The organism is bacterium (assembly GCA_030247525.1).
Lineage (GTDB): Bacteria > Electryoneota > JAOADG01 > JAOADG01 > JAOADG01 > JAOTSC01.
In genome coordinates this window covers 1-24,245 of record JAOTSC010000037.1, presented here as the reverse complement: position 1 = coordinate 24,245, position 24,245 = coordinate 1, and the positions used below count along the sequence as shown (strand labels likewise).

The following is a 24,245-nucleotide window of genomic DNA, read 5'->3' as shown; positions in this document are numbered from 1 at the left end:
GTACCCTATTTGAATGGTTTTGAGTTCGATTGTACTCGAAATTGATACTTCTGCCGTCTGTTTAGTAGAAAAGAAACACAGAAAAGTTGCACAGCATTATCTTCGCGACTTCTGATATGAACTGTGAAGTGGTTTATTGAAAATGTAACATCGTAGATCGAGAACAAAGAACGAGGATTACGTTTCGAAACATGCATTAAAAACGGGTATCTCGACAAACTCCAGATACCCGAATTTCCATTTTATTTTTGGAGAAAGAGAAATTTATATTCTCACCCTCTCATATCATTTTTACGTGTTTATCGTGTGTCTGATAATCTTCTTTCAACTTCGATAGCTAAAGTACCCACAGACATTGGTTGAACTATCTGATCAAAAGTATCGGAATCCCCAATCCATGCCTTTACTTGATAGAACATAGCCGGACTGAAACGTGACACTCCAATATGTGTAAAGGAAGTAGCATCGGCTCCAGCAGTATTCCACAAGTAATACCAGGGGGTCGTGTTATCATTGCGGTAGAAAACCAGATATCGCTGTATTGTCAGTGGTACTCCATTTTGTGATGTATCTACCCGCGCCCATGTCAAATCAGCATTCTCACCGGCAAGGGAAATCGTCAAGCTTCCTGGAGCTGCTGGAACGTACGACGATGTGCCACTTGCTGTGATCCAAAGTGTATCGACGTTAATCGTGTTCACTACAATCGGAAGATTTCTAACGAATGTTCCTGGTGCCGTAGGTTGAAATCGCAACCAAATGCTGGCTGCATCTCCCGCCTGAGTTAGAGGTAGTGTATTACCCGAAAAATCAAATGGTGCATCGCTAATCAAAGCTACGTTAGACAATGGTAGATTACCTGCAACCCGAATTTGAACCCGCATGGAGTCACGAAGAGTCGGTTCAACAGAATTCGGAAAGACTATAGTTGATTGCGTCAGATATGAATATGTCCCGATTCCGGTACCTGAAATTGGAACAGTAATCGGTTGAAAAGGGGTATCGAACGTCATCCGCAAAGTATCTCGATAAATGTTCGTTGAATCGGGATTGAATCGTACCCAAATTCGAAGCGAATCGTTTGCATTTGTTACCGAGTCCGAGTCATCTACACGGTAGGAAAAGAAATTCGTGTTTGAATTAACTAACGTATTGTATCGAAACTCGGTATGGTTTCGATTCGAGATGGTAAGTAAAAGCGAATCATATTGCGCTACCGGTGTTCCAGTGAATGTTAGAAACGAAGAGGTTGGATTCGGTTGGTTCCCATTGACTTGCGAACAGTCGATAATTCGCAAACCACTGTTGTAATCTGTCACATAAGCACAGTTATTTGCGTAACTAACGTTATATGGGGTGCCGGGAGTATCATAGTACCCTGCCACTTGAAGGGAAGATGGATTCGTGACGTCGAATATCCGCAAGCCATAATTAGATTCGGCTACAAATGCATAACGATCAAAAACACACACTGCTCTCGCAAATTGTGTAGCGCTTACACCAACATATAGTGGTGTGGCAGGATTCGTTACGTTGAAAATGCGCATTGCGGTTTGGTCAGCAACGTAGGCATAATTCCCGGAAGCTGCTACACCATGGGCATTACCTTGTGTATCATACGTGCCAATTGTTTGAGGGCTGGCGGGATTGCTGATATTGAGGATTGCCAACCCCGACCCATAATCTGCCACATAGGCATAATTGCCGGCAATTGTTACGTTGTAGGCTTCGCCAGCAGTAATGTACCATCGTACCGGTTGTGGATTGGTTGGATTGCCGATATCGATGATTTGTAAACCGTTGTATTGTTCTGCGACGTAAGCATAATTCCCGCTAACTGCGATGTTCACAGCATTACCGGGGGTGTCATACCCTCCAACCAACTGTGGGTTGGAGGGTACACTCACATCGATCACTTTCAGTCCTGATAAACCATCTGCAACATACGCATAGTTCCCCGATACTGCGACTCCATTCGCCATTCCCGGGGTGTCGTAAGATCCAACAACCGATGGATTGGAAGGATCAGAGATATTGACAATTCGCAAGCCAAGGTCTTCCGAGGCGACATAAGCGTAACTACCTGACAAGGCAAATCCACGGGCTTTGAGTATGTTACAAATACCGATTGTTCTTACGTTTAAACTGTCACCCCAAACAATGATGGGTGATGAGAGCAGGAACAAACCGATATAAAAAATTGTGAGAGACGTTTTCTTCACAAATTCCCCTTTATGGAGCGGGTGAGTTATAACAATCATTGTGAATGCGTTGTTATATATGTGATTGGAATGAACGAGCATTTCTCTTAGAAAAATCGATGCATGAACATCTGATGGAGTTTGTTGTAACACTTCAGACTAACATTACCCCAATCAAGTATTGGATTACAATGTACTTATTTGACATCAGTCATCAAAGTTAGCTCGCTTTATTACTGGGAGTATCACAACAGAAAATCTATCGCGACAGGATAGAATCACGCAGTCCACAAATCAAACATACCAGTGCTATCATTCTTCGTTTTGTCGATGGGATTACAAACCTGATACTGAGCAACTTAAAAAGCTAATCGTTTCCACTGGGTATTGGGACGTCTCATTAAGTCCATCTGTAAAGAGTAAAGTTTCAACAAAATGGGATTGACCTTGTTATGAAAATCACGAGCAGAATTGTACTTTATTTATGTTCATTTAACGACATCATTCCCTTCACTAACAAATAGGGTGTACCATGAAAACACATTGTACTGTAGTTACACTCATCCTCGCACTGCTCCTCGCAATGACCGCCAACGCGCAAACACCAACAGTGACCACCACTTTTCCCTACCGGGTGGTTAGTGTTTCTTGTACAGCGAACAATCCCGAATATCCACCTTCACTGGTCAACTATGTCTGGCAGGCTACGCTCCAAGGGCGCATTCAAAGCAATGGCGCAACAATCACCGCGGTATCCTTCCAGTATGGACCGACCGATAGTTATGGTCAAGAAGTACCCGCTTCGTTATTCTATACTGCGCCCAACGGCGATGTGGTCGATACTGCCAATATTCAGGTTAACGGTTTCACACTATACTACCACTACCGTCTGAAAGTGGTCACGACGAGCGGCACGTTCTATGGTAACGATCTTACGTTCGTTCCAATCGAACCTGCTGGTACCGAAGTTTTGATCGAGCGTATTTGCAGCGACAGCCCGACGATGGCAAATTTTGATTTGACAAATCACACCTCCAACACAATCACAGTGCAGTACACTTCAGGTCCCATGTCCGGGGAAATATTGATAGCTCCTTATCAAACTCAAGCCGTGTTCACTCTTAAGTACTCAATCGCTACTTTTCAATACACCGTTTGTAACTCGTTGTTTATGTTTCAATACGCTGCGAATAATCAGTTCTGTGCCGAAGAACCCGATCCGGGGAATTTGTTTCAAATCTACCCGTTAGGCAGAACGTATTGGAACGAAAACGGGGTAGTGGACAACTTCTTTGTCTTCGAAGTGGTAAATCCAAACAACCAACCCTATCCACTTAATTTCGTTACCGGAACTGATCAGTTTTCTCTAACGTTCGCCCCACAGTCTCGCCGAATCATCTTCTGCCGCGATCAATTGGAGCTGTATTATAATGGTAACGCTTATGTCGCCACATCGCCTTCTCAACTCCCTTGGCCGGGCGTTGCAACGGTTTCCGCGGTTGCGCTAAGTTCAACCAGTACTACTGCAACATTTGCTGTAAGCAACAACGATTCGATCACCCACTCGGTGAAATTGGAAAACACCACCGGTCTATCACACACCTATACTGTACCTGCTTACTCATCGCAAACCGTTACCGTCGAGCGTTCCAACTGGAACGTCAAATTGCTGATACCCGGTGCGGTAGGAATTGGAGTTGTCGATCAGTTTATAACAGTTGGAACGGTCGCACCCGGGATAACTTCGTCGATTGTTGTTAATCCCGACACACTTCTCATTCCGTGCAACATTTCCACTCGTAACATCGAAGTATCTAGCGTGAATGCATGGACAGTGTCCACGAATCAACCGTGGGTTACCCTGAGCACTGGTGCCGACAGCGGTTCAGTATCAATGAATGCCGTCTTCGCTTCTAACTTATTGCCTACGCCACGCACGGCAACGCTGGTGTTCACAGACAGCGAGCAACAAGTCGATTCGATGATAATTCGACAAGATGCACTGATTTCCAATGCACTCAATTTCGACGGGATCGACGATTACATATCCGGCGCGACAAGTTGCGACGTGACACTTGCCGATGGCTTCACCATTGAAGCTTGGGTCTACCGGGACGGTACAAACCCCGGTGCGATCCAGTTCATAAGCGCGAAGAACTTGGAGCAAATGGAGATTCACTTGAATTATCCTTCGAATAATTTCCGCTTCATTCCGACGAACTATGTCTACATCGACGCCAATGCTTCGATCCCACTGAATGTGTGGGTTCATATCGCCTGCAGTTACAGTCCTACAACTGCCGAAGCGCATTGCTATGTAAACGGTATCGAAGTCACCTGGACCAATGGCGGCTCGAATCCCCTAACGACTCCGATTGCTCAAACGAATTCACCACTGACGATCGGTAGGCGAACTTACGGTGGATACCAATACAAAGGGAGTATCGATGAGTTCCGGCTTTGGAGTGGATTGCGAACTTTATCACAAATCCAAGAAGCGATGTACAGCAAAATCAATCCGACTCAAAATCCCAGTTTGGTTGCGGTTTATAGTTTCGATCAAGGGATTGCCGGCGGCACGAATAGTGGATTGACTACTGTGCTTGATGCCACGGTGAATCAGAATAACTTAACTACATACAACTATGCCATGTCGGGAGCAACGTCGAATTGGGTATACAGCGATGCGCAGAATCCCGCCAATATCGATCCGATGGCACCGGCGAATCTGACTGTCACAGTTTCCGGGTACAACGCCCATCTGAACTGGCTGCGAGTGAATACCAATATGACAGGTGTACCGGTTACCGTGTCCAATTACTTGGTATACTTTCGGAACGATGTTTCGATCCCTTGGCAATTTCTTGCCTATACGACTGGTGCGGATGCCGTTTCCTATTCACATCTGGGGGTCGTCCGGTTTAGTCCCAGTATGTACTACCATGTGACAGCATTTACGGATGGGGGATTAAGCGGCTCCGATGCAATCCTTCGCACAATGCGTTCGGGTACCCCGAAATTCGAGGTGGAGCGTCTATTGTATCGCAGTAATCAGATGAAGCGGTAAGGTTTCTTCTTCTAAGTAAACTTCGATGAAACGGGCGGTGTAACAACCGCCCGTTTTTTCTCGGTGCAATCCGTTGACAAATGCTTTTGGTGAAGAGCATTGTTTGGATTCATGCTGCTTTATTCCGTCAATCGAATTACGCGCATATTGACAGTTTTCTTTCGCAATATCTAACCCAGTTACATCCTTCTGGGACTTAACATGTTTTCCGGACGGAGAAAATCATCCAGTTGCTCTTTGGACAACAACCCTTTCTCCAAAACTAACTCGTAAACACTACGATTGTTTGTCTCTGCGTCGGCAGCTAAATCCGTGCACACTTCGTAACCTAACACCGGTACTAATGCTGTGACAAGCCCGATGCTTTGTAACACGTACTCTCGGCAACGGTCTTCGTTTGCGACAATTCCGTCGATACATCGAATCTTGAGCGTCATCATCGCGTTCTTCAACATCTCGACACTTTCGACAATGCTTTGGAAGATTACTGGTTCCATTACATTCAACTGCAACTGCCCCGCTTCAGCGGCAAGCGTAACCGTCAAGTCGTTACCGATCGTTTTAAACGCGACTTGATTGACAACTTCAGGAATCACCGGATTCACTTTTCCGGGCATGATTGTAGACCCGGGCTGCATCTTGGGAAGCTGTATTTCCGCAAGCCCTGCACGGGGACCAGAAGATAACAGTCGCAAATCATTGCATATTTTCGATAGTTTAACGGCAAGACGTTTCAATGCCGATGAGTACATGATGTACGCGCCGGTATCCTGAGTCGCTTCGACTAAGTTGGTCGCCAAGATCAAGTCTAAACCCGCAATCGCCCGTAGATGTCGGATCGCAGTGGTTGGATACTCCGGAACCGTATTGATCCCGGTTCCGATCGCAGTACCTCCGATGTTTATCTCGAGAAATAGATTCGCATTCTGCTGAAGGCGAGAGATCTCCTCGGACAAAGTAACCGCATACGCCTCGAATTCTTGGCCAAGCGTCATCGGCACTGCGTCCTGAAGCTGGGTACGCCCCATCTTCAATACGTTGGCAAACTGTTTTGCTTTCGCTCGAAAGGAATTAATCAGTTGCTCCAGTACGGTAATCAGTTCGCGATTGCCGAACAGCAGCGCGATTCGCAGCGCGGTTGGATAAACATCGTTCGTACTTTGCGATAGATTGACATGATTATTGGGATGGCAATACTTGTACTCCCCTTTTGTATGCCCTAAAATCTCTAATGCGCGATTTGCGATAACCTCGTTTGCATTCATGTTTGTCGAAGTTCCCGCGCCGCCTTGAATCATATCGACAACGAAGTGGTTATGATACCTGCCATCCATGATTTCTTGACAAGCCGTTACAATCGCATTGGCAATACTATCATCCAGCAACTCCAATTCGTTATTCGCTTTGGCGCAAGCAGCTTTCACCATGGCCAACGCTTCGATAATCCGTGGATGCGAAACAAGCGTATCGTTGCTGATATTGAAATTTTCCAGTGCGCGAAGGGTCTGAATACCGTAGTAATTATCCACGGGAATAAGTCGCTCGCTAAGCAAATCGTGTTCGACTCTGCGCTCTCCGGTACTGTATTGCGCTCCTAACCCATACACTTTCACACCGCTTCGCATTCGCCGGGACATTACGTGCGTCACCGATGAGATCACTTTCAATCCGATGTCGGGATCGCTGCGAATTAAACCGTGCAAACGTTCGCGGGGTAAAGCAAAAGTTCGTACCGGCGATACGGCGCGCGCGGTTAACGAGTGCGGATAATCGTCGAGCAAAGCGCTTTCACCGAAAAAATCGTTCACAACGAGTCGTGTAATGCGCACTTCATGACCAAACGAGTTTTTACGCTGTAAATCCACTTCACCTTCGTAGATGATGTGCAAAGCCCAGCGCGGTTCACCCTCTTTGAACACGGTCTGACCGGCATTGAATTGACGAACCTCGAACAAGTCGCCAAGTGTGGTAAGTTCGCTGTCGGTAAAAGTGCGGAATAACTCTATTCCCTTGAGCATTTGCTGTAGGATGTTGATCGACATGATGACCTCAAGATGATGACAGGTACTAAAATACGATAGAAAGCGACATTACACGAGTGCCCAACTTTTCGCGTTAGACTCGAATGATTAACTCCAGACTATGTACCGATCATGGGTTGTTGGTGCGTAAAGTTGCATATCTGTAGGGCTTCGTTGCAACGAAACATTGAGTGAGATGTGGTGCGTACTCGAGGTAACTATAGTCAATTTGGTGAGGAAGCTCTTTATTGTCGGTAGTATTGCTTCTTTTGCTGTCTCGCTTCGTGTTGATTAATCGGTTGGCAATTTCCTAAACAATAAAGGGTTCCAGCCTGTCGCTGAAACCCTTATCTGGTGCGGAGAGGTGGGATTCGAACCCACGGTAGGTCTTTTCCTACCTTTGTCTACGATGCTTTAAAAGATTGTTGTTGAATCAGTTTCATTAACCACTTCCACGGTACGATCATCGAAACCTGTTGTTTATAGTCGATATAGCTTTGTCCGAACTCTAACACCAGTTTCCGCTCCTCTAAAATCGTTCCAACTACTAAATATACACTTAGAATAATGTTAGTCATGAACTCGGTTGTGTTCATATCGGAAACCCACAGTAGGATGAACACACTGGTATACCACGGATGCCTGACGAGTCCTTGAATCCCGGTGGCAACAATCGGTTCATTAACCGGTGCTGGTGAATTGGTCGATTTACTTTGCAGCTGTTCAATTCCGAGAAAAAACATCATATTGTAACTCTTTCCTGCAACAAAGAACATTCCGATTGCAAGACCGAAGAGTAAGAACTGGGGGATACGGAGCCAGCCATCCCAAACGAATACTTCCTCGCCCGGCACTTTTGCTGTAGCAACGATTATCAGGAGGAAGGTGACAAGCGAGAAGATGTTGTAGCTCAACCGAAACCAGCGGTACCGATCTCGCAGGATTCGCTTGAGCAGACGGGTGGTGGAAACGGAAATCAATGCGCTGTGGATGATACAGAAGAGTATCCACAGGATGGCGAGTGTGATTTGGTTCATGGTGACGACTCCGAGATGGGTCGATCGACAGTAGATTTCAAGTAAGTTATCACACAAAGAAAATATCGAACATTTTTCATCTGATCAAATCAAACTGGGATGAGTCTTTCGCTGGTTGTATTTATTGATAAAATCGACGAAATACAAACACCGTTTTCCCTTCTAAACAGCGTTTGTTTGTTGGTCAATATGATTTGCCTTTCTGTTAGCAAATCTGTTAGCACCTCCCCTAAAAACGTAAAAAGGGCTTCAGGACAAAACCATGAAACCCTTATCTGGTGCGGAGAGTGGGGGATTCGAACCCTCGGTACGGTTTCCCGTACGCTCATCTCCTAGAGAAATTTCAGTCTTTAACAAAATAATCTAAATCGACTTTCTTGATTTGATAGTTAGAAATGACTGTTACGCCCAAATCAAAATCGATCATTAGATTTACAAGTTGTTCTCCATCGATAAGAACAATCTTATTTTCGATACTTGCTGCGTATTCTTTAGCATCTTTTGTAAATGTTGAACTAGCAATGAAAACACCTTTATGGGCTTTCTTACCAATCAAAGCACCTGCAAACTGCTGGATCGAAGGTCGACCAATGGTTGTATCTTGATATCTTTTTGCTTGGACATAAATTAGATCAAGACCTAAATGATCTTCTTTTATAACCCCATCAACACCCTCGTCACCACTCTTTCCTAACATCTTCTTTGCATCGATTAAATTACCACCGTAACCCATTTTTACTAATAAATCAACAACTAGATTTTCAAAATCGCTAGGTGACATTTTTTTCACGAACTCCAACAACTCAAATGCTAGTGCATTATGAACTATCTCAAAAGCTCTACCAATTTCTTCTGTAGGAGTAAGTTCAGTAGTTGTCTGCTTATTACTTTGAGCTAACTGATCTGATTTTTGTACGATTGATGGTTTCATTGATTGAAATTGCTTTTGTTCATTTACTTGAGTAGTGTGAGAATTTGTTTGCGAGGCTTGTTTTATACGATATTGGCCTCGCCCTGTCCGTTCAGTATATCCTTCACGGTACAAATAGTGTATAGCAAAATCCGCGCGATTAGAATAGAGTGCTTCTGGACGACTTGGAACTGTAAGACTCATATCATATGGTGTTAACTTAAAATATTGTGCTACAAATTCACGAATCTCGTCCCTATTGCGAGTTTTTCCATCTTGGAGAAACGATTTAATTGGATCCATCATCTCTCGATAACCAGGAATCACTTCTCCTCCTTGTGTTATATAGGTAAGATGATTAAGTGAAGCTAATAAACATAAACCAATATTTAGCGCGGAGAGTGGGGGATTCGAACCCTCGGTACGGTTTCCCGTACGCACGCCTTCCAAGCGTGTGCCTTAAACCACTGTCCTTCATTTCCAACTACTTACAGATACATGGAATTGCACTATTTACCTGTTTCATTAGCAGTTCCATTAGCAGCAAAGATGTTGATAACCCAATGAATACTAACGATTTCTGCTTCGGCTGTACTGCCAACCCACATCAGTACAGTACGATCTACTTTCTGGCAACTGCCAGTGCTAACACATTACATCATAAGATAATAGATGCAACATGACACATCAATGACAAGAAAGTGACAAGGCAACATCGCGCCTAAGTCAGGACTGGTGGGGATTTCTGGGGGAATGACCTGAATGACAGATTACCAGTCGCACCATCAGGGCTTCAATTTTATCCCCTGCCACATTCTAGTCTTGCTTGATCTAGGTTTGTCGTAACCCCTAGCGAATAGTTCCTTAGCTAATTCAGTCTTTGTGCATCGATATCGTTACCTTGCATACGGGGTCCAATGTCGATGACGACAATAGCTGGATGTTATACAATTCGGTAAACTTTCGATGGTCGTCGGGGGTCTGGAACTGTTGGAATTCAGTACGTGCCTGCCTTCCCAGTGTGTTGCGATCCACCAGAAACAAGACACGTTTGGCACCTGCATACTTGATCAATCGATACACAAAGTTGACTGCACAGAAGCTTTTACCGCTTCCCGTTGCCATTTGGATCAGTGCGCGGGGTCGGTTGTTCGCAAAGCTTTTTTCTAATCCTTCGATAGCGCGGATCTGACAATCACGCAGCTTGTCTTTGATTAACGGTGGTAATGTCCGTAGTCTACCTCGCAGAGTAGTGGTCAGGGATAACCAGTCGGCAAGGGTTTCAGGACGATGGAAGGCGAATACCGGTCGCGGTCTGCAATCGGGATCACGAACGTCATAGAAGTGCGTTTCGGTTCCAGTACTAATGTACCCGAATGTCAACGACTGCTTGTCGATGGGGATGTGCTTCGCGGTGCTTCGCAAGTATGCGTCTGACTGCGTTTCCACACCACTGGGGGATGTACCTTCGGGCTTCGCTTCGATCACCCCTACAGGCTTGCGATCCACAAACAACATATAGTCCACAAACCCAACGGTGGTCGGGTATTCGCGAACTGCGACACCACGCGGGGACAAGTTTACTTGATCGATGTTCTGTAGCTGCCAACCTGCTGCAGTTAGCATAGCATCGATCTGGTCGCGGGCGTTCTGTTCTGGCTTTTGTGGTTGTGGCATATGCTAAATATGCTTAGATTGCTGGGATTACACAACTAGATAATGTATTTTGCGTGCAACTGAAGGAGTCTTCATGTACGAACATCAAAAATCTTCCCTGCGCTTCGAAACCAACGTAATAGTTAGCGTAGCCGACACCGCCCGCTTCCTGATAGCGTTAGACAACGCATACAACAATCTTGTTGCTTTTGAATTCCTTGTTGATCGTGCACGAACAAAGTATGGCGAACAGACGTCATCAAATCGATACATCCTTACTGATGCGATAGAAGGGAAACAGCGAAGGATAGCCCCGATTGGTAGGATCCAAGATATCATTGCACCAGAACTACGATTACTTGTCGGTCAAGTAGAAATTCATTCACCTGGTTTCTTGGAATTTATCGGATCACTTAATCCGCTTGAACAGATAAGAAAGTACATGCAAGATCGCCATGAAAGGAAGAAGGATATCGCTTTTCGCAACCGTGAAGAAGAAAAGAGGCTGGTTCTACAAAACGTTGCTAGCGAACTGGAAATAGTCCAGAAGAAAGTTACGATCTTAAAGCAGTTGAATGTAAGTGATGACAGCATTGTTCGGATCTTAAACCAGCATGTGAACCAACCACTTAACTTACTGGGCGAAATTCAAGACAGTGGAATGGTGGAAATCGAACCGAAATCTACTAGATCTGATCAAGATGTTAAACCTTAAGTCTAATCTCATGTATAGAAGAACCCGCCTTTCAGCGGGTTCTTGCTTTCTACACTGCTATCCTATTCACAGTTTCCCGCAAGCTTTCTGGCTGCAGGTGCGCATAGAACTTTTCGGTGGTACTGACAGTAGTATGCCCCAGCAGCTTTGCGATATGGTAGATACTGACACCATCAGCAGCAAGCCACGATGCACATGAATGACGCAGGGAATGGAAGTGGATGCGGTCATCTAACCCTGCCTTGCGCGCTGCTACCTTAAACTTATGTGTCAGTGTCAACGGGTTAACTGGTTGCCCATTGTACTTGAACACATACCCTTCTGGGAACAACGAAAAGCGGTTGACAAGAATAGAATAGGCTGTTTCACCTATTGGTATCGTTCGGCGTTTTCCTGCCTTCACATGGAATCCATCACTACTTTCGATGGTTAGTATACGTCGGTTCATGTCGATGTTAGACCACTTCAGATTGCATAGTTCACTACGTCGTAAACCCATCAACAATGCGAACAACACGATGTCTTTGAACCACTGGTCGCGCGCTGGTAGTGCGGTCAACAGGGTTTGCATTTCATCGTGAAGTATAAAGGATGGGGCTTGATCGGGGATCCTTGGTAACTTCGATCCATCACATGGATTGCTGGACATCAGCTTCCATCTGACAGCATGTTGGAATGCAGATTTTATGGTGCGTAGTTCGATGCTAACGGTGGTAGGCTTCGCTTCGCGAAGTCGTAACGCCTTGAACTTGTCGATGTCTGCGATGGTTACATGATCCAAGAAAATGTCACCTACGTAGTTCTTGAACCTTCTTAGGTAGCGTTCATACAGTTCTACGTTATTCTGTGCGTAGGTGCTTTCAGCGTACTTCAGGAAGTCCTGCATAAAGTAAGACAGACGCTTCTTCGGCAAGGCTTTTTCCATCGCGCGTTCTTCAGTCAGGAACTTCAAGGCTTCTGACTTTATGGAACAACGTGTCGATTTCCACTGAACCTTACCAGTATCTTCCTTTATTAGTAGATACCAGATACCGTTATCGCGTTTGAATAAAGTGATGTTGTTTGGGGACATTGCTAACCTCTATTAGCAACTCCATTAGCAAATGATAAGTGCGGAAAAAAGGGGGAAAAAGTAGGGTTGTTAAAAACCCTGTAGCCCAGACTAGGTGCGGAGAGTGGGGGATTCGAACCCTCGGTACGGTTTCCCGTACGCACGCCTTCCAAGCGTGTGCCTTAAACCACTCGGCCAACTCTCCAATTCGGTAATCGGAATTCGGAAATCGGGGTTCGAGAATAGAAAAAAAGGGGGATCGGTGTCAACTTGGTTACACCCATCACCCATTCCCTATTGCCTATTTCCTATCACCGATTGCCAGTTACCTGATTCCTGTGTTGTGCGGAGAGTGAGGGATTCGAACCCACGGTACGGTGTAACCCGTACAACGGTTTAGCAAACCGCCGCCTTCAGCCACTCGGCCAACTCTCCCAAACGTTCTGGTGGGCAAAGATACCCATCGGAAACCAACTTCGCAAACAATGAATAAGTTTACGGATTATGGCAACCGCAGACAGGATTGTCTACGCTACGTTCGCAGACTGGATTGTCTGCGCTACTGGGCGGAGGAGGAGGGACTCGAACCCCCATGCGCTTGCGCGCCGCAGTTTTCAAGACTGCTGCCTTACCAATTAGGTCTACTCCTCCGAGCGGTACAAGTTAGAGGGAGAAAACGGAAAAGTCAATTCACCCGAAAATCTGCGGTGTTGCTGGAATTTCGCTGGAGAGTTGTGCAACCAGCTACCGCATCAGCAGTAACTTCTTCGCATATAAACGAGTATTGGTGCGGACATGGAGAAAGTAAACGCTGTTGAAAGTGAGATGTCAGAAACCAGACGAACTGCGGGCGTGCGCGGCTCGCCCCTACCCCGGGTACTGGCGATTCTCCCGTACTGCATATCCTTTATTACAGGTCGGGTGACCAATCAGTACCAATCGCAATTTGAATCGTAGGAGCGGCTGGCAGCCGCCCTCTTTTTGCGGAGCCCGCCGGTCTCCCCTACGATACAGGTCGGGAGACCTGTCTGTACCCGCGTCAGGCAAGAGTGCCCAACCTCCAATAGAAGTTTGGCAGGATTCTCGCAATGGGTATCGAAAAAAAGTATCTTAGCTTTCTATGCCAGTCTTAACACGCTACATCCTCAAAGAGCATATCGCGCCCTTCGTGTATTCGTTGGCGCTGATAATCTTCATCTTCGTTCTGAATCTGCTGTTTCAGATGCTGGGGCGAATTGTGGGGAAGGGTCTTGAATGGATGGTTATTCTCGAATTCTTTGCCTTGAACTTAGCTTGGATTGCCTCACTCGCGATTCCGATGGCGGTACTCGTCAGCGTCCTGATGGCATTCGCTCGGCTCTCCGCCGATCAGGAGATCACTGCGCTTCGTGCGGCAGGCGTTTCGCTATTCCGTTTGTTGCGGCCGGTGCTGCTGGCTGGGTTTGCCTGCACCTTGTTTCTGGTGTACTTCAACGGTTGGCTGCTCCCGAATTTTAATTACCGGCTCAAAGAGTTGAATAACGCGATTTCGCGAAAGCGACCAATCCTTGCCATCGAACCCGGCGTTTTCAATTTCGATTTGGGCAATTACGTCATGCTCGCCGATTCAGTACGGCAACGCGACAACCTCTTGATGTCGCTCCTAATTCAAGACGAAGGGGAGCGCGACAAAAAAGTTACAATTCGCGCCGACCGCGGCACGTTGAAGTTTTCCCCATCTGCTCGCGCATTCCTGTTTACAATGGGCGATGGTGAAATTCATCGCTTCAAATGGAAAGTACCGCTGAACTATGAAGTCATTCAGTTTGATAGTGCGATTGTAAAACTCCCGGCACCGGGCGCTCTCTTCGAGCGCACCGAGCAAGCGTACCGCAGCGACCGCGAGATGACGATTCCGATGATGTTTCAGCGCATCGCAGTTATGAAGAAAAATCGCGAAGATAAAGACCGGCTGTGGAATTCATTGCAAGTAGAATTACACAAGAAATTCTCGATCCCGGTCGCCTGTATTCTCTTTGTTTTAATTGCGGTTCCGCTGGGAGCGCGTTTGCAACGCAGTGGTATCGGTTTGTCAGCCGGTCTCAGTACCTTCTTTTTTCTCATCTATTGGGTGTTTTTAATCTCCGGTGAGGATTATGCTGACCGCGGGAAAGTCGCTCCGTGGTTGTCGATGTGGCTGCCGAATCTCTTAATGCTTGGGATTGGCGTCTTCCTGATGGTGACAACTGTGAAACAGGGAACCCAACTGAATTTAATCCCTTCGCGCTGGCGAAAACAGAAAGAGGAAGATCCAGCGACTTTGCTGGGATTCGACCGGGAAACTGCTGAACGTTTGTTGAATGCGAAAAACTCCGGTCTGCTCGAACAAGCCCTCGACGATGCCGATAAAGCAGATGAAAAGAAAAGCGAGGAGCGACTATGAGTACGCTTTCCCGTTTTATCGTCGGACGTTTTCTCCGCATTCTATTATTCTCCCTGCTTGCAGCGGTATTGGTCTTCTTAGTAATCGACTTAATTGAGAACCTCGACAAGTTTCTCGACCGCAACGTAGCGACGAACATCATCGCACGTTATTATCTTTTGTTCCTACCCTACATCGCGTTTTTGGTTTTTCCAGTTGCGATGATCCTCGCTACGCTCTCGACCATCGGCGGATTAATCAATACCCATGAACTCGTGGCAATGCGGGCATCGGGTATCTCGCTATGGTGGGTCTCTTCGCGGTTAATCATCGTCGGAGTTTTCGTTTCCGGCTTTCTGTTCTGGTTCGGTGAATATTTATTGCCACCACTGAATCAACAGCGGATGGAGATTTGGCGAGTAGAAGTCAAAAAACTCCCAAAACAATCGACTGTTCGTTCCGACCGGATTTACTTATTGGAAGGCGCTGGCAGATTCTTTCACATGGAACATTGGGACGAAACAAAACAACGGGGACTTCGACCCACCTTACAATTAGCGAAAGGGCGTTCGGTGTATTACCGGATCGACGCTGAAGAAGCGAAATGGGATTCGGCATCCGGCTGGCAGTTTGAGCGTGGTGTCGAACGAAAATGGGAAAACGAAAAAGAGACCGTCATTCCATTCAAAACGATGATAGTCAAAGAAGTGGAGTTGACTCCGATCGCTTTTGCAGATTTATCCGTCAAACCGGAGGAGATGGGTTACACCGATCTGAAACGCTTCATCAAACGGTTGGATGAGACCGGCAGTAAAACAACCCGCTGGAATGTCGAGCTCTCCAGCAAACTTGCGACCGCAGCTTCTGCACTTATCATTGTCTTGATTGGAGTGCCGATTGCGGCAGTACAGCGAAGAAGCGGTGTTGTGTTATCATTTGGAATGGGACTCTTTGTCAGTTTTCTCTACTTTGGCATGATTCAGATCGCTAAGATTTTCGGTTTCCAAGGGGATATTCCAGCATGGTTCGCCGCGTGGTTTGCGAATGGCACCTTTGCGATTCTCGGATTTTTCATGCTGTTGCGCGTTCGGAAATAATGCCCGTTGTTAGAATTCGAGATATAAGAAAAACGGGATGACCAATGTCACCCCGTTTTATGTTTGCCGTTGCAGGTTTATTATTTCTTGCCTGCGACCAATGCCTTAAACGCCTTGCCCGGTACAAAACGCGGGACCTTCTTTGCCGGAATCTTGATTTCGGCGCCGGTCTGCGGATTGCGACCAGTACGGGCCTTGCGCTTGGCAACGCCGAACGTACCGAAACCGACTAAGGTTACTTCTTCACCCTTCGAGACTTCTTTCTCGACGGCTTCGATGAGCGCATTAAGGCACTCTTCCGCCTGCTTCTTGCTGATATCCGCTTTTGCGGCGACGGCGGCTACCAATTCTGCCTTGTTCATTCATCCTCCTCTTAGATAGACTACGCAGCTTACTTGCATGTGATAAAATGAAGGATAGGGGCACCACGCAAGTATTCCCGCGGTTTCGGTCCCTATTCCCCGGAAAGATAAAGCGTGATTTCCGTAAATCAAGAGGAGAAGGCTTGGAGAGTAGCGATTCACAAGCTTTCTTTGTGTTACAGGTAGCTAACTGAATTGAGCATACGAGTTGATTATGTCATCCGACAAACATTCGTAACATTAGATAACATATATGGTTACAACATCACAGTCGCGAACTTTCCCGTATAAATGGTTGCTAATCCTTGCCATTTGTATGCTTCCGGCACTCGCAGCTCCCCCCTCCCCGGAGGCGTCCGACAAGCACGTCCAACGGCTCCGCGAGGAAATTGCCCGGCTACAAACCGAACTGGACAAGGCAAACCGGAGTGAATTAACCCTGCAAAAAGAGATTGTCGAGTACGACCGGAAGATTGCTTTGAAGAAACGGCTTTCCCGGGAGTTACAACTTCTGCTCAAAAAAAATAAACAACAACTTAAACAACAAAAGCAGCGTACCGATGATGTGACATTGCAATGGACCTATACCGCAAGCCGCGCGCAAGAGCTACAAAAGCGGTTACATCTAATACAAGATCAAATGCGAATGCAAGTGGTAACCTGGTATAAGTATCATCGTCACCCGTTCTGGTTTGAGCTGCTGCGCGCTAATTCGATTCGTGAAGTGTTAAGCCGGATGCGGTTGTATGCCTTATTGCAGCGAACCGAACAGCGGGCAACAACTGAGCTGTTGGCGGAACATCAACTTTTCCGTTCCTCGGAAGTGGAATTAAACGAGTTGCGGACACAATATGTTAACGTATACGACCAAGCCCGCCGAGCGGTACAAAAAACCGAACGTCAACATGCCGCCTTGCGTAACGAAGAATCGGCGCTGCAAAGCGAATTTGCGAAGCGAAAAAAGAAGTTAGCGAGCGTGAAGACATCACAGGTTCAACTGGAAAAGAAAATTGGGGAACGGCAAGCATCACTTCGTGACATTCAACGCACGATTGAGCAGAATCTTGCCGAGCAAGAGAAACGCCGGAAAGAGCAAGTGAGTGGAAGTAAAGCTACCACACAGGGCAGTGAGACAAGACAAGCGAACAAGGATTGGAGCAAATTACAGCCGACGACCCGCGGCGCACTGCGTTGGCCAGTTCGCGGCGACGTCGTGCAGCGATTTGGTTGGCAGCGCGGCGGTGCCTATGGCACGACGACCGAGAGTCCCGGTATCGAAATCGCGGCAAGCCCCGGCACTCCCGTTTTAGCGGCAGCAGAAGGCATTGTCGCACAACGGACGTGGTTGCGCGGTTTTGGCACAACAGTTATTTTGGAACACGCGAATGGTATCTTTACGGTGTATGCACACTTGGGATCAGTAGACGTGAATAACGGACAAGCAGTCGCTCGCAACCAAAGGATTGGTAATGTCGCCGCTCCCGACGATGGAAGCGAAGCGACGCTGCATTTTGAAGTATGGGATCGTCGTGCGAAACAAGATCCATTAGGTTGGTTGGAGCGACGATGAGCGATTTATTCTCTTTGTTCGACGATTTACCACCCGCTCCACCGCCAAAACCGAAAAAAGATAAGGACAAAGAGGCAGAGGATGCACCAGCACTATTCGATCTGCCGCCTGAACAACCGGTTGTCGCAGCTCCAAAGCCTCTTTCACGTACGGTTACCGCAGAGCCAGTAATCCCGGTGAAACCGGATGTATTACCGCCGTTTCTTTCGCAAGTATTGGGACAAGAGCGTCCGAAACAAGTGTTAGAACGATTGGTACGCGACGACCGGTTGCCACATGCAATTCTGTTGTATGGGCCAGATGGTATCGGCAAACAACAACTCGCACTCGAGCTGGCGAAACATTTGAATTGTGATTGGGGTCCCTTGACTGCGTGCGGAGTTTGTCCCTCGTGCCGACAATATGAACGGCTGCAACACACTTCGCTGTTTCTGGCATTTCCGACGAAAGCAAATGATGGCGAAGTCGACCGGAAAGAGCAAACCGAAGACGGCGATACCCGCATTACCCGACGATATTCCCAGAAGACTGAAGAGGAAATCGCCACAGTTGTCGAAAGCGTTGCTAAAGATCCTTGGGTATCATTGACGGTGCCTGGTGCGAATAGTGTCCGGGTCATTACAATCCGGTTTCTCCGGCAGTGGGCGCAGCTTGGCACGTGGCTCGGTAAAGGCAGGAAAGTAGCGATTGTCGCCCATGCGAACCGGATGAACGAAGAAACTGCCAACGCATTGCTGAAGATTTTAGAGGAGCCACCACCGGATACATTGCTCTTACTTTTGAGCAAATCGCCGGAAGATTTGTTGCCGACGATACAATCACGGTGCCAGCACATTCGGATGGAACCGTTGCCGGTCGGGTTACTTGCCAATGAATTGATGAAGTTGCCGCTATCGAAATTGCGACGGGAAAATCCGTTATCCGAAGCGGAAGCATTGGAATTGGCGGTGCTTTCGGAAGGTTCGTATTTACGGGCTCGCGAAGCGGCTTCCGACGAAACCGTCCAACGTACCGAAGAGGCGATTATCTTTTTATTGGGTATCGTTTCGCAGAAAAATCGCCGCGACTTATTGGGTAAAATTGAAACGTTGGCACGCGGCAGAAACGTCGACGAAGTCGAGCGATTCCTGATACGATTAATGCTCTTTTTGCGCGACGCTGTGCGGGTGAAACAAGCGCCAAATGGAACGATGCCAAGCGGTATGCTGGTGCGCGGTGAAGACTTACTCGAACGACTGAAGCGATTTGTCAGATTTACTGAGAAACGCGATCTCGTTGCTGCAATCGAAGAAACAGTAAGCACGCTTGATTTATTGCGTTCACCGAAAAATCCACAACACATGCTATTATTACATGGATTAGCGTTCCGGTTACACAGAGTTTTAGCCGGTTGAAAACTGGAGGTTAGGCAACCCCGAAGGGCTCACTGAACGTAATCTTGTCTGACGTGTCGTTGCGAGGAAGCGAAGCGACGAAGCAATCCTTTTAAAAGAGGGATCAACCATTTATCCAAACCGAAAAGAGAGAATTGGAGAAGTTCTTGTGTCGAATGACGAAAACAAAGTAGCAAAATTCTTTTATGTAACAACGCCGATTTACTACGTCAACGATGAACCGCATATTGGTCATGCGTACACTACGCTGCTTGCCGATGTATTGACGCGTTACCACACATTACTCGGGTACAGTACCCGCTTTCTGACTGGCACCGACGAGCATGGTCTGAAAGTGGAAACGTCGGCGAAGAAACGCGGCATCTCCCCACAAGCGCACGTCGATGAAATGAATGAGCGCTTCAAAGCATTATGGAATGTTCTCCAATTTGAGTACGACCGTTTTATTCGTACGACCGACGACGATCATGTTGCCGTGGTAAAGCAGATGCTGCAACAGCTTTGGGATAGTGGACAGATTTACGCGAAAGAGTACGATGGGCTGTATTACGTCTCCGATGAAATATTCGTAACCGAGTTGCAAGCGGAAAAGATTCGCGCGGAGAAACCCGAAGCCGAGATCATCGCGATCCAAGAGAAAAATTATTTCTTCAAGATGAGCGAGCATGTCGATTGGCTCAAGAAACACATCGAAGACAATCCGACCTTCATTCAACCGGACTTCCGGCGGAATGAGGTGCTCGGGTTCTTGAATCAAAAAGGCGGGGTGAACGATCTCTGTATCTCACGTCCGAAGTCGCGGTTGACGTGGGGGATCGAGCTGCCGTTCGATTCCGATTACGTCTGTTATGTATGGGTCGATGCGTTGCTCAATTATGTCACCGGCGCGAAAATCGGCGATAAAGTTGGCGTCGAAGCTTGGAAAGAACACCCAGCCGATTTGCATCTCATCGGAAAAGATATTCTCACCACCCATTGCGTCTATTGGCCGACCCTCCTACATGGCATGGGATTGCCGTTACCGAAACAGATTTTTGCACACGGCTGGTGGCTACTCGGCGGCGAGAAAATGTCAAAGTCGCTTGGCAATGTCATCAAACCGCTTGACCTCATCGAAAAATTCGGCGGCATTGAGAATGGCGGTGTCGACCGTTTCCGTTATCTCTTAATGAGAGGAATGATTCTCGGTCAAGATGCAACACTCACCGAAGAGCGAATCAAAGCAATCGTGAATGGTGAGTTAGCGAATGATTTCGGAAATCTATTGTCACGCGTTGTAAAATTGATCGAACAAAATTTCGTAAAGAGAATTCCAGAGAATTCTCAGATGGAACAGATATCAAGTGTTATCGAGCTTCCTGAGACCATTAGTGCTATCAATTCTAATCTTGATACTACTCTTGACTTAATCCGAGACGCAAATCAACGTTTTGACACAAACAAAACTTGGTCTTTAGTCAAAACGAACCCAAGTCAAGGTGGAAGCATTCTCTTCCAATGCCTGACAGATATTGCAAACGCCTCGATCAGGTTATTCCCAATCATGCCGGATAAAATGATGGAGCTAAGGTCATTACTCGGACTATCGAAGAAACCGGAAGACGAGTATGATTACACGATAAATGGTGGTGGGGCGGTTGAAATATCGAGACCACTATTCATGCGTCTTGATTTCGACAAACTTTTCGGGAGCGAGAAGGTCGATATTGTTGCTCAAAAAGCAACAGTGAAGAGTGAGACAAAAAAAGTCGAACAACCCGTTGCCGAGCCCGATGGTCTCATCACTATCGATGATGTGAAGAAAGTGGAACTCCGGATTGCGAAAGTGCTACGCGCCGAGAAGATTGAAGGGGCAACCAAGCTCTTGTTGTTACAACTGGACGATGGGAATGGCGTTGAAAAGCCGCGCCAAATCGTTGCAGGAATTGCCGAACACTATTCGCCTGATGAGTTGCTTGGAAAACTCATCGTAATCGTCGCCAATCTCAAACCGGCGAAATTGAAAGGGAATCTTTCGTATGGTATGTTGCTTGCCGCCAAGTCGGAAGGGAAACTTGCTTTAGTCACTGTGAGCGGCGATATCGCTCCCGGTGCGTCGGTAGGGTGATGATTATATTGAGGTAAACATGCGCAGACAGGATTGTCTGCGCCACGGATGAAAAGGGGCGTATGACATATGCCCCTTCTTTTTGGACAATCTACTGGACCGACCAGAGTGTCTGTCCTACACGATAGAAAAAAGCAAGATTAAGGATGATAGCGATAGATTTCGGGCAGGTTGACTCGCATGGTATCGGTGGTGACAAGAATCGTCCACCGATCTTGCAATAATGCGTTTTGCAGCGCTTTGCGGTACTCTACCGGATCGCTTGGCGGAGTTGGAGTTGCGTACATTTTTGCAAGGCAACGGTTCATCAATTTCTGATCTCGGCTGCGATGATTCTCCGTGACCTTTTTTCGCACAACCGGAAATGTCGTATCGGACACAACGTCGAGCCAAGCATACGGCAATTCGCGTAATATTGATTCCGTTTCGTTGGGACTGCCACTTAGCGCGCACCAAATCCACTGCGGCGATGTTTCCGGAAAAAGCCCCAAGGCAAAATCAGTAAACGCAACCCGATTCGCTTCCAATGTTTGCAACATCCGGCGCTCCAATTGCCGGGATAGCACGGCATCACGCAATACCGCATCCGGCTTGGAAAACGGAATGGGTACTGGTTGCCACATTACGATTTCCGTACGCTCGCCGGGCGTATGATTAAACCAAAAATGTCCTACAGTATCGACCGGCGGCATTCGAGTGATTCCGGTTTTTCCTACCCATTTATCGAGCGCATTTTCCGCCCAATTCCATAGTGCCGATGTCTGATCGATTCCCGCGACACCGACCACGAATTCCGAGGGGTGTGGAGTAAATCCACGTAACGTAGACTTACCGAAAAACCAAGCGGGATCCGGCCAAACCGATGAAGGCGGTACTCGGAATTTCTGTTCCCAGTTTGCCTGACGAATTACATCGAGCAGTGCTGTTAATCCATTGTAATCGTCGGCACGGGAGCTATGCACCATGAGATACGGTTTGTTAGGCGTCGGGAGAATTTCCACATGACGGTACGGGGAACCATTCACCCAATTTTGAACAACATCCCGCCACTGCTTCTCAAATCCGATGGTATAGCGGCGGGGAAATGCGAAGACAATCGTTGTTGTCGAATGCAATGAATCCGACAATACAATAAGTCGTGCGCCGTTGGCAGTTATCCCTTCCGAAAATGAGATAGACTTCTCTTGTGCATGAGATGAAAGAATCATAATCCCGCTTACAAGCACAAGAATGCTCATTCGATAGTTGGGAGCGACTCTCATCGATCATGCTCCGCTTTTCGCAGTAACTCATTCACCCACGATTGTTCGGGGGTATCGGCGAATGCCGACAAATGATCATCCACGACAAACCAGCGCTCCCACCCTTCCTGCAACTGCATTATCGCAAGCCGGTCAGCGGCCGTTTCCGGCAAATCGAGATCACTCTTCAATCGTTGCGACCAGCGTGCCCGCCGCTCCTCAACGGGAATCGAGGGGGTTAGAGATTGGGTCGGTACCACTGCGCTTGTGGTAGCTCCTAACAGCAGCGCTAAATTTTCACGGTGAGTACCCATGATGCCGCCGATCAAGTAAGCACGCACGACATCCCGATTTGCCACCGGTAAGGTGACTTTACTCCACTCCTTCGTCAACGGAAACTCGATTGGATTTGAATATTGCTGCGCTGGTGGCAGGGGAACCGCCAGTTCCCAAGATGACCAATACAACGCTGCCAGCGACATTGTCTCCGCCGCCGACAACTTACCAACCATAGCAACGCTCCACTCGGCATTTTGCAGTGGTGTCGCCCAATACTCTGCGACACTGCCGGTAATCGACGGCAATGGTTCCGAAATCGGAAGTACGGGATACGATAGGTCTTGCATTGCCGATGCAACTCGTTTTTCGTCAGGAAACCCTTGCTGGATCCGACGCCTCCACTCCCATTCGGACAACCATATTGGAGTTGTAGCTTTGTCCCGTAGATAAAAGAAGAAGTTATCAATCGCCAAGGAAGGGATACGATATCTGAGTAACATCGCATTGGGCAATACCATCACAGGATCACGTACAATTTCTGGAAAAGTACTCACATATTGGTTTTGGAGTTTGTTCGTGAGAACCTGTTCTCGTGCGCGGTAGTCCAGCCACAACTTAGTGTTTTTCGGAAGGGGTTGCGATACGCTATCTTGTTCCTGTAACTGCAAGAGGATACTATCCCGGACTTGCAGAAAAGTTATACCCAAGGCATCCAGCGCCATCGTGCGAGGCATCGCTTCTTCCCATAACGCCGCCATCAATACCGGCAGCCGAACGCCATACCGTGCGATATCCGAGGGATCGAATTGTACGACAATCGTTATACAAACATCGGCGATGTCGTCGCGCTCCCAAACTACAAGTTTCGGTCCACTTTCAGTGGATACTCGGAGATCGCCTTCCAGCTTGGGTAATAACTGCGCATACGATGTCATGGCTAACATCGTAATACTAAGTAGGGTAACGATTCGATTTTGCATACAATGATTGAGAGACACAATGAAAGTAAGATACGGAATTTTCTTGCTACTCTTCGTGAGTAGCACCATCGCGCTCAGCAACGCCCGAGCAGCCGAGCAGTTAACGCCTCCCGATTGGGTACTTGACAAAGGGGTTTGTACGGTTTCCGGGTTAAA

The 24,245-nt window shown here is 47.3% G+C and carries 15 protein-coding genes, 4 tRNA genes and 2 pseudogenes; 7 read left to right on the top strand and 14 right to left on the bottom strand.

All coding sequences use genetic code 11. From position 1 onward, the window contains the following. Nucleotides 1-299 precede the first annotated feature (299 nt). Entirely contained in the window at nucleotides 300-2,222 is a 1,923-nt protein-coding gene (locus OEM52_05510) for a hypothetical protein (GenBank protein MDK9699582.1), read from the bottom strand. Nucleotides 2,223-2,733: 511 nt separating this feature from the next. Between OEM52_05510 and OEM52_05505 the strand changes: the two genes are divergently transcribed. Further along, the gene (locus OEM52_05505) at nucleotides 2,734-5,268 is read left to right on the top strand and encodes a hypothetical protein (GenBank protein MDK9699581.1); all 2,535 of its coding nucleotides are present in this window, start codon (nucleotides 2,734-2,736) and stop codon (nucleotides 5,266-5,268) included. A 179-nt stretch (nucleotides 5,269-5,447) separates the two neighbouring features. Here OEM52_05505 and aspA read toward each other — a convergent pair whose 3' ends face one another. From aspA to OEM52_05475, 6 genes and pseudogenes are all read right to left on the bottom strand, one after another. Next, nucleotides 5,448-6,893 carry an aspartate ammonia-lyase gene (gene aspA / locus OEM52_05500; GenBank protein ID MDK9699580.1) on the bottom strand — a complete coding sequence of 482 codons (1,446 nt, stop codon included), beginning with the start codon at nucleotides 6,891-6,893 and terminating at the stop codon, nucleotides 5,448-5,450. A 66-nt stretch (nucleotides 6,894-6,959) separates the two neighbouring features. Beyond that, a pseudogene (locus OEM52_05495) lies at nucleotides 6,960-7,286 on the bottom strand (cyclic nucleotide-binding domain-containing protein). Nucleotides 7,287-7,641: 355 nt separating this feature from the next. Continuing rightward, nucleotides 7,642-7,745, bottom strand: a pseudogene (locus OEM52_05490). Nucleotides 7,746-8,669: 924 nt separating this feature from the next. Further along, on the bottom strand, nucleotides 8,670-9,563 hold the full coding sequence (locus OEM52_05485) for a restriction endonuclease (protein MDK9699579.1): 894 nt from the start codon (nucleotides 9,561-9,563) through the stop codon (nucleotides 8,670-8,672). 71 nt (nucleotides 9,564-9,634) lie between these two features. After that, nucleotides 9,635-9,710: transfer RNA gene (locus tag OEM52_05480), tRNA-Ser, on the bottom strand. Between the two features lie 399 nt (nucleotides 9,711-10,109). Continuing rightward, nucleotides 10,110-10,913 carry a DEAD/DEAH box helicase family protein gene (locus OEM52_05475; GenBank protein ID MDK9699578.1) on the bottom strand — a complete coding sequence of 268 codons (804 nt, stop codon included), beginning with the start codon at nucleotides 10,911-10,913 and terminating at the stop codon, nucleotides 10,110-10,112. 73 nt (nucleotides 10,914-10,986) lie between these two features. Between OEM52_05475 and OEM52_05470 the strand changes: the two genes are divergently transcribed. Continuing rightward, a complete protein-coding gene (locus tag OEM52_05470) occupies nucleotides 10,987-11,607 on the top strand; it encodes a hypothetical protein (protein MDK9699577.1) in 621 nt (206 codons plus the stop codon). 49 nt (nucleotides 11,608-11,656) lie between these two features. Here OEM52_05470 and OEM52_05465 read toward each other — a convergent pair whose 3' ends face one another. The 4 genes from OEM52_05465 to OEM52_05450 all read right to left on the bottom strand — a co-directional run bounded on the left by OEM52_05465 (nucleotide 11,657) and on the right by OEM52_05450 (nucleotide 13,309). Further along, a complete protein-coding gene (locus OEM52_05465; GenBank protein MDK9699576.1) occupies nucleotides 11,657-12,520 on the bottom strand; it encodes a tyrosine-type recombinase/integrase in 864 nt (287 codons plus the stop codon). Nucleotides 12,521-12,776: 256 nt separating this feature from the next. Further along, nucleotides 12,777-12,863 (bottom strand) — tRNA-Ser (locus OEM52_05460). Between the two features lie 141 nt (nucleotides 12,864-13,004). Beyond that, nucleotides 13,005-13,093, bottom strand: a tRNA-Ser gene (locus OEM52_05455). A gap of 132 nt (nucleotides 13,094-13,225) precedes the next feature. Continuing rightward, nucleotides 13,226-13,309 (bottom strand) — tRNA-Ser (locus OEM52_05450). A gap of 469 nt (nucleotides 13,310-13,778) precedes the next feature. Between OEM52_05450 and lptF the strand changes: the two genes are divergently transcribed. Both lptF and OEM52_05440 read left to right on the top strand, forming a co-directional pair. Beyond that, the gene (lptF, locus tag OEM52_05445) at nucleotides 13,779-15,080 is read left to right on the top strand and encodes an LPS export ABC transporter permease LptF (GenBank protein MDK9699575.1); all 1,302 of its coding nucleotides are present in this window, start codon (nucleotides 13,779-13,781) and stop codon (nucleotides 15,078-15,080) included. Next, nucleotides 15,077-16,156, top strand: coding sequence for an LptF/LptG family permease (locus OEM52_05440; GenBank protein MDK9699574.1), 1,080 nt, complete (start codon nucleotides 15,077-15,079; stop codon nucleotides 16,154-16,156). Before lptF ends, OEM52_05440 begins: the two co-directional genes overlap by 4 nt. 80 nt (nucleotides 16,157-16,236) lie before the next feature. Here the strand turns inward: OEM52_05440 and OEM52_05435 are convergent, their stop codons facing one another. Then, complete coding sequence (locus tag OEM52_05435; protein ID MDK9699573.1) at nucleotides 16,237-16,518, bottom strand: HU family DNA-binding protein; 282 nt, start codon at nucleotides 16,516-16,518, stop codon at nucleotides 16,237-16,239. A 253-nt stretch (nucleotides 16,519-16,771) separates the two neighbouring features. On the opposite strand from OEM52_05435, the gene OEM52_05430 reads away from it, so the two are divergent. The 3 genes from OEM52_05430 (at nucleotide 16,772) to metG (ending at nucleotide 21,589) form a co-directional block, all read left to right on the top strand. Further along, nucleotides 16,772-18,088: a peptidoglycan DD-metalloendopeptidase family protein gene (locus tag OEM52_05430; GenBank protein ID MDK9699572.1), complete on the top strand. Its 1,317-nt coding sequence runs from the start codon at nucleotides 16,772-16,774 to the stop codon at nucleotides 18,086-18,088. Beyond that, nucleotides 18,085-19,482: a hypothetical protein gene (locus tag OEM52_05425; GenBank protein MDK9699571.1), complete on the top strand. Its 1,398-nt coding sequence runs from the start codon at nucleotides 18,085-18,087 to the stop codon at nucleotides 19,480-19,482. The genes OEM52_05430 and OEM52_05425 overlap by 4 nt, the downstream gene beginning before the upstream one ends. A gap of 148 nt (nucleotides 19,483-19,630) precedes the next feature. Beyond that, nucleotides 19,631-21,589, top strand: a complete 1,959-nt coding sequence (gene metG, locus OEM52_05420) for a methionine--tRNA ligase (protein ID MDK9699570.1) — start codon at nucleotides 19,631-19,633, stop codon at nucleotides 21,587-21,589. A 140-nt stretch (nucleotides 21,590-21,729) separates the two neighbouring features. Here the strand turns inward: metG and OEM52_05415 are convergent, their stop codons facing one another. Continuing rightward, entirely contained in the window at nucleotides 21,730-22,851 is a 1,122-nt protein-coding gene (locus OEM52_05415; GenBank protein MDK9699569.1) for a hypothetical protein, read from the bottom strand. After that, on the bottom strand, nucleotides 22,848-24,089 hold the full coding sequence (locus OEM52_05410) for a hypothetical protein (protein MDK9699568.1): 1,242 nt from the start codon (nucleotides 24,087-24,089) through the stop codon (nucleotides 22,848-22,850). The genes OEM52_05415 and OEM52_05410 overlap by 4 nt, the downstream gene beginning before the upstream one ends. Between the last annotated feature and the right edge of the window lie 156 nt (nucleotides 24,090-24,245).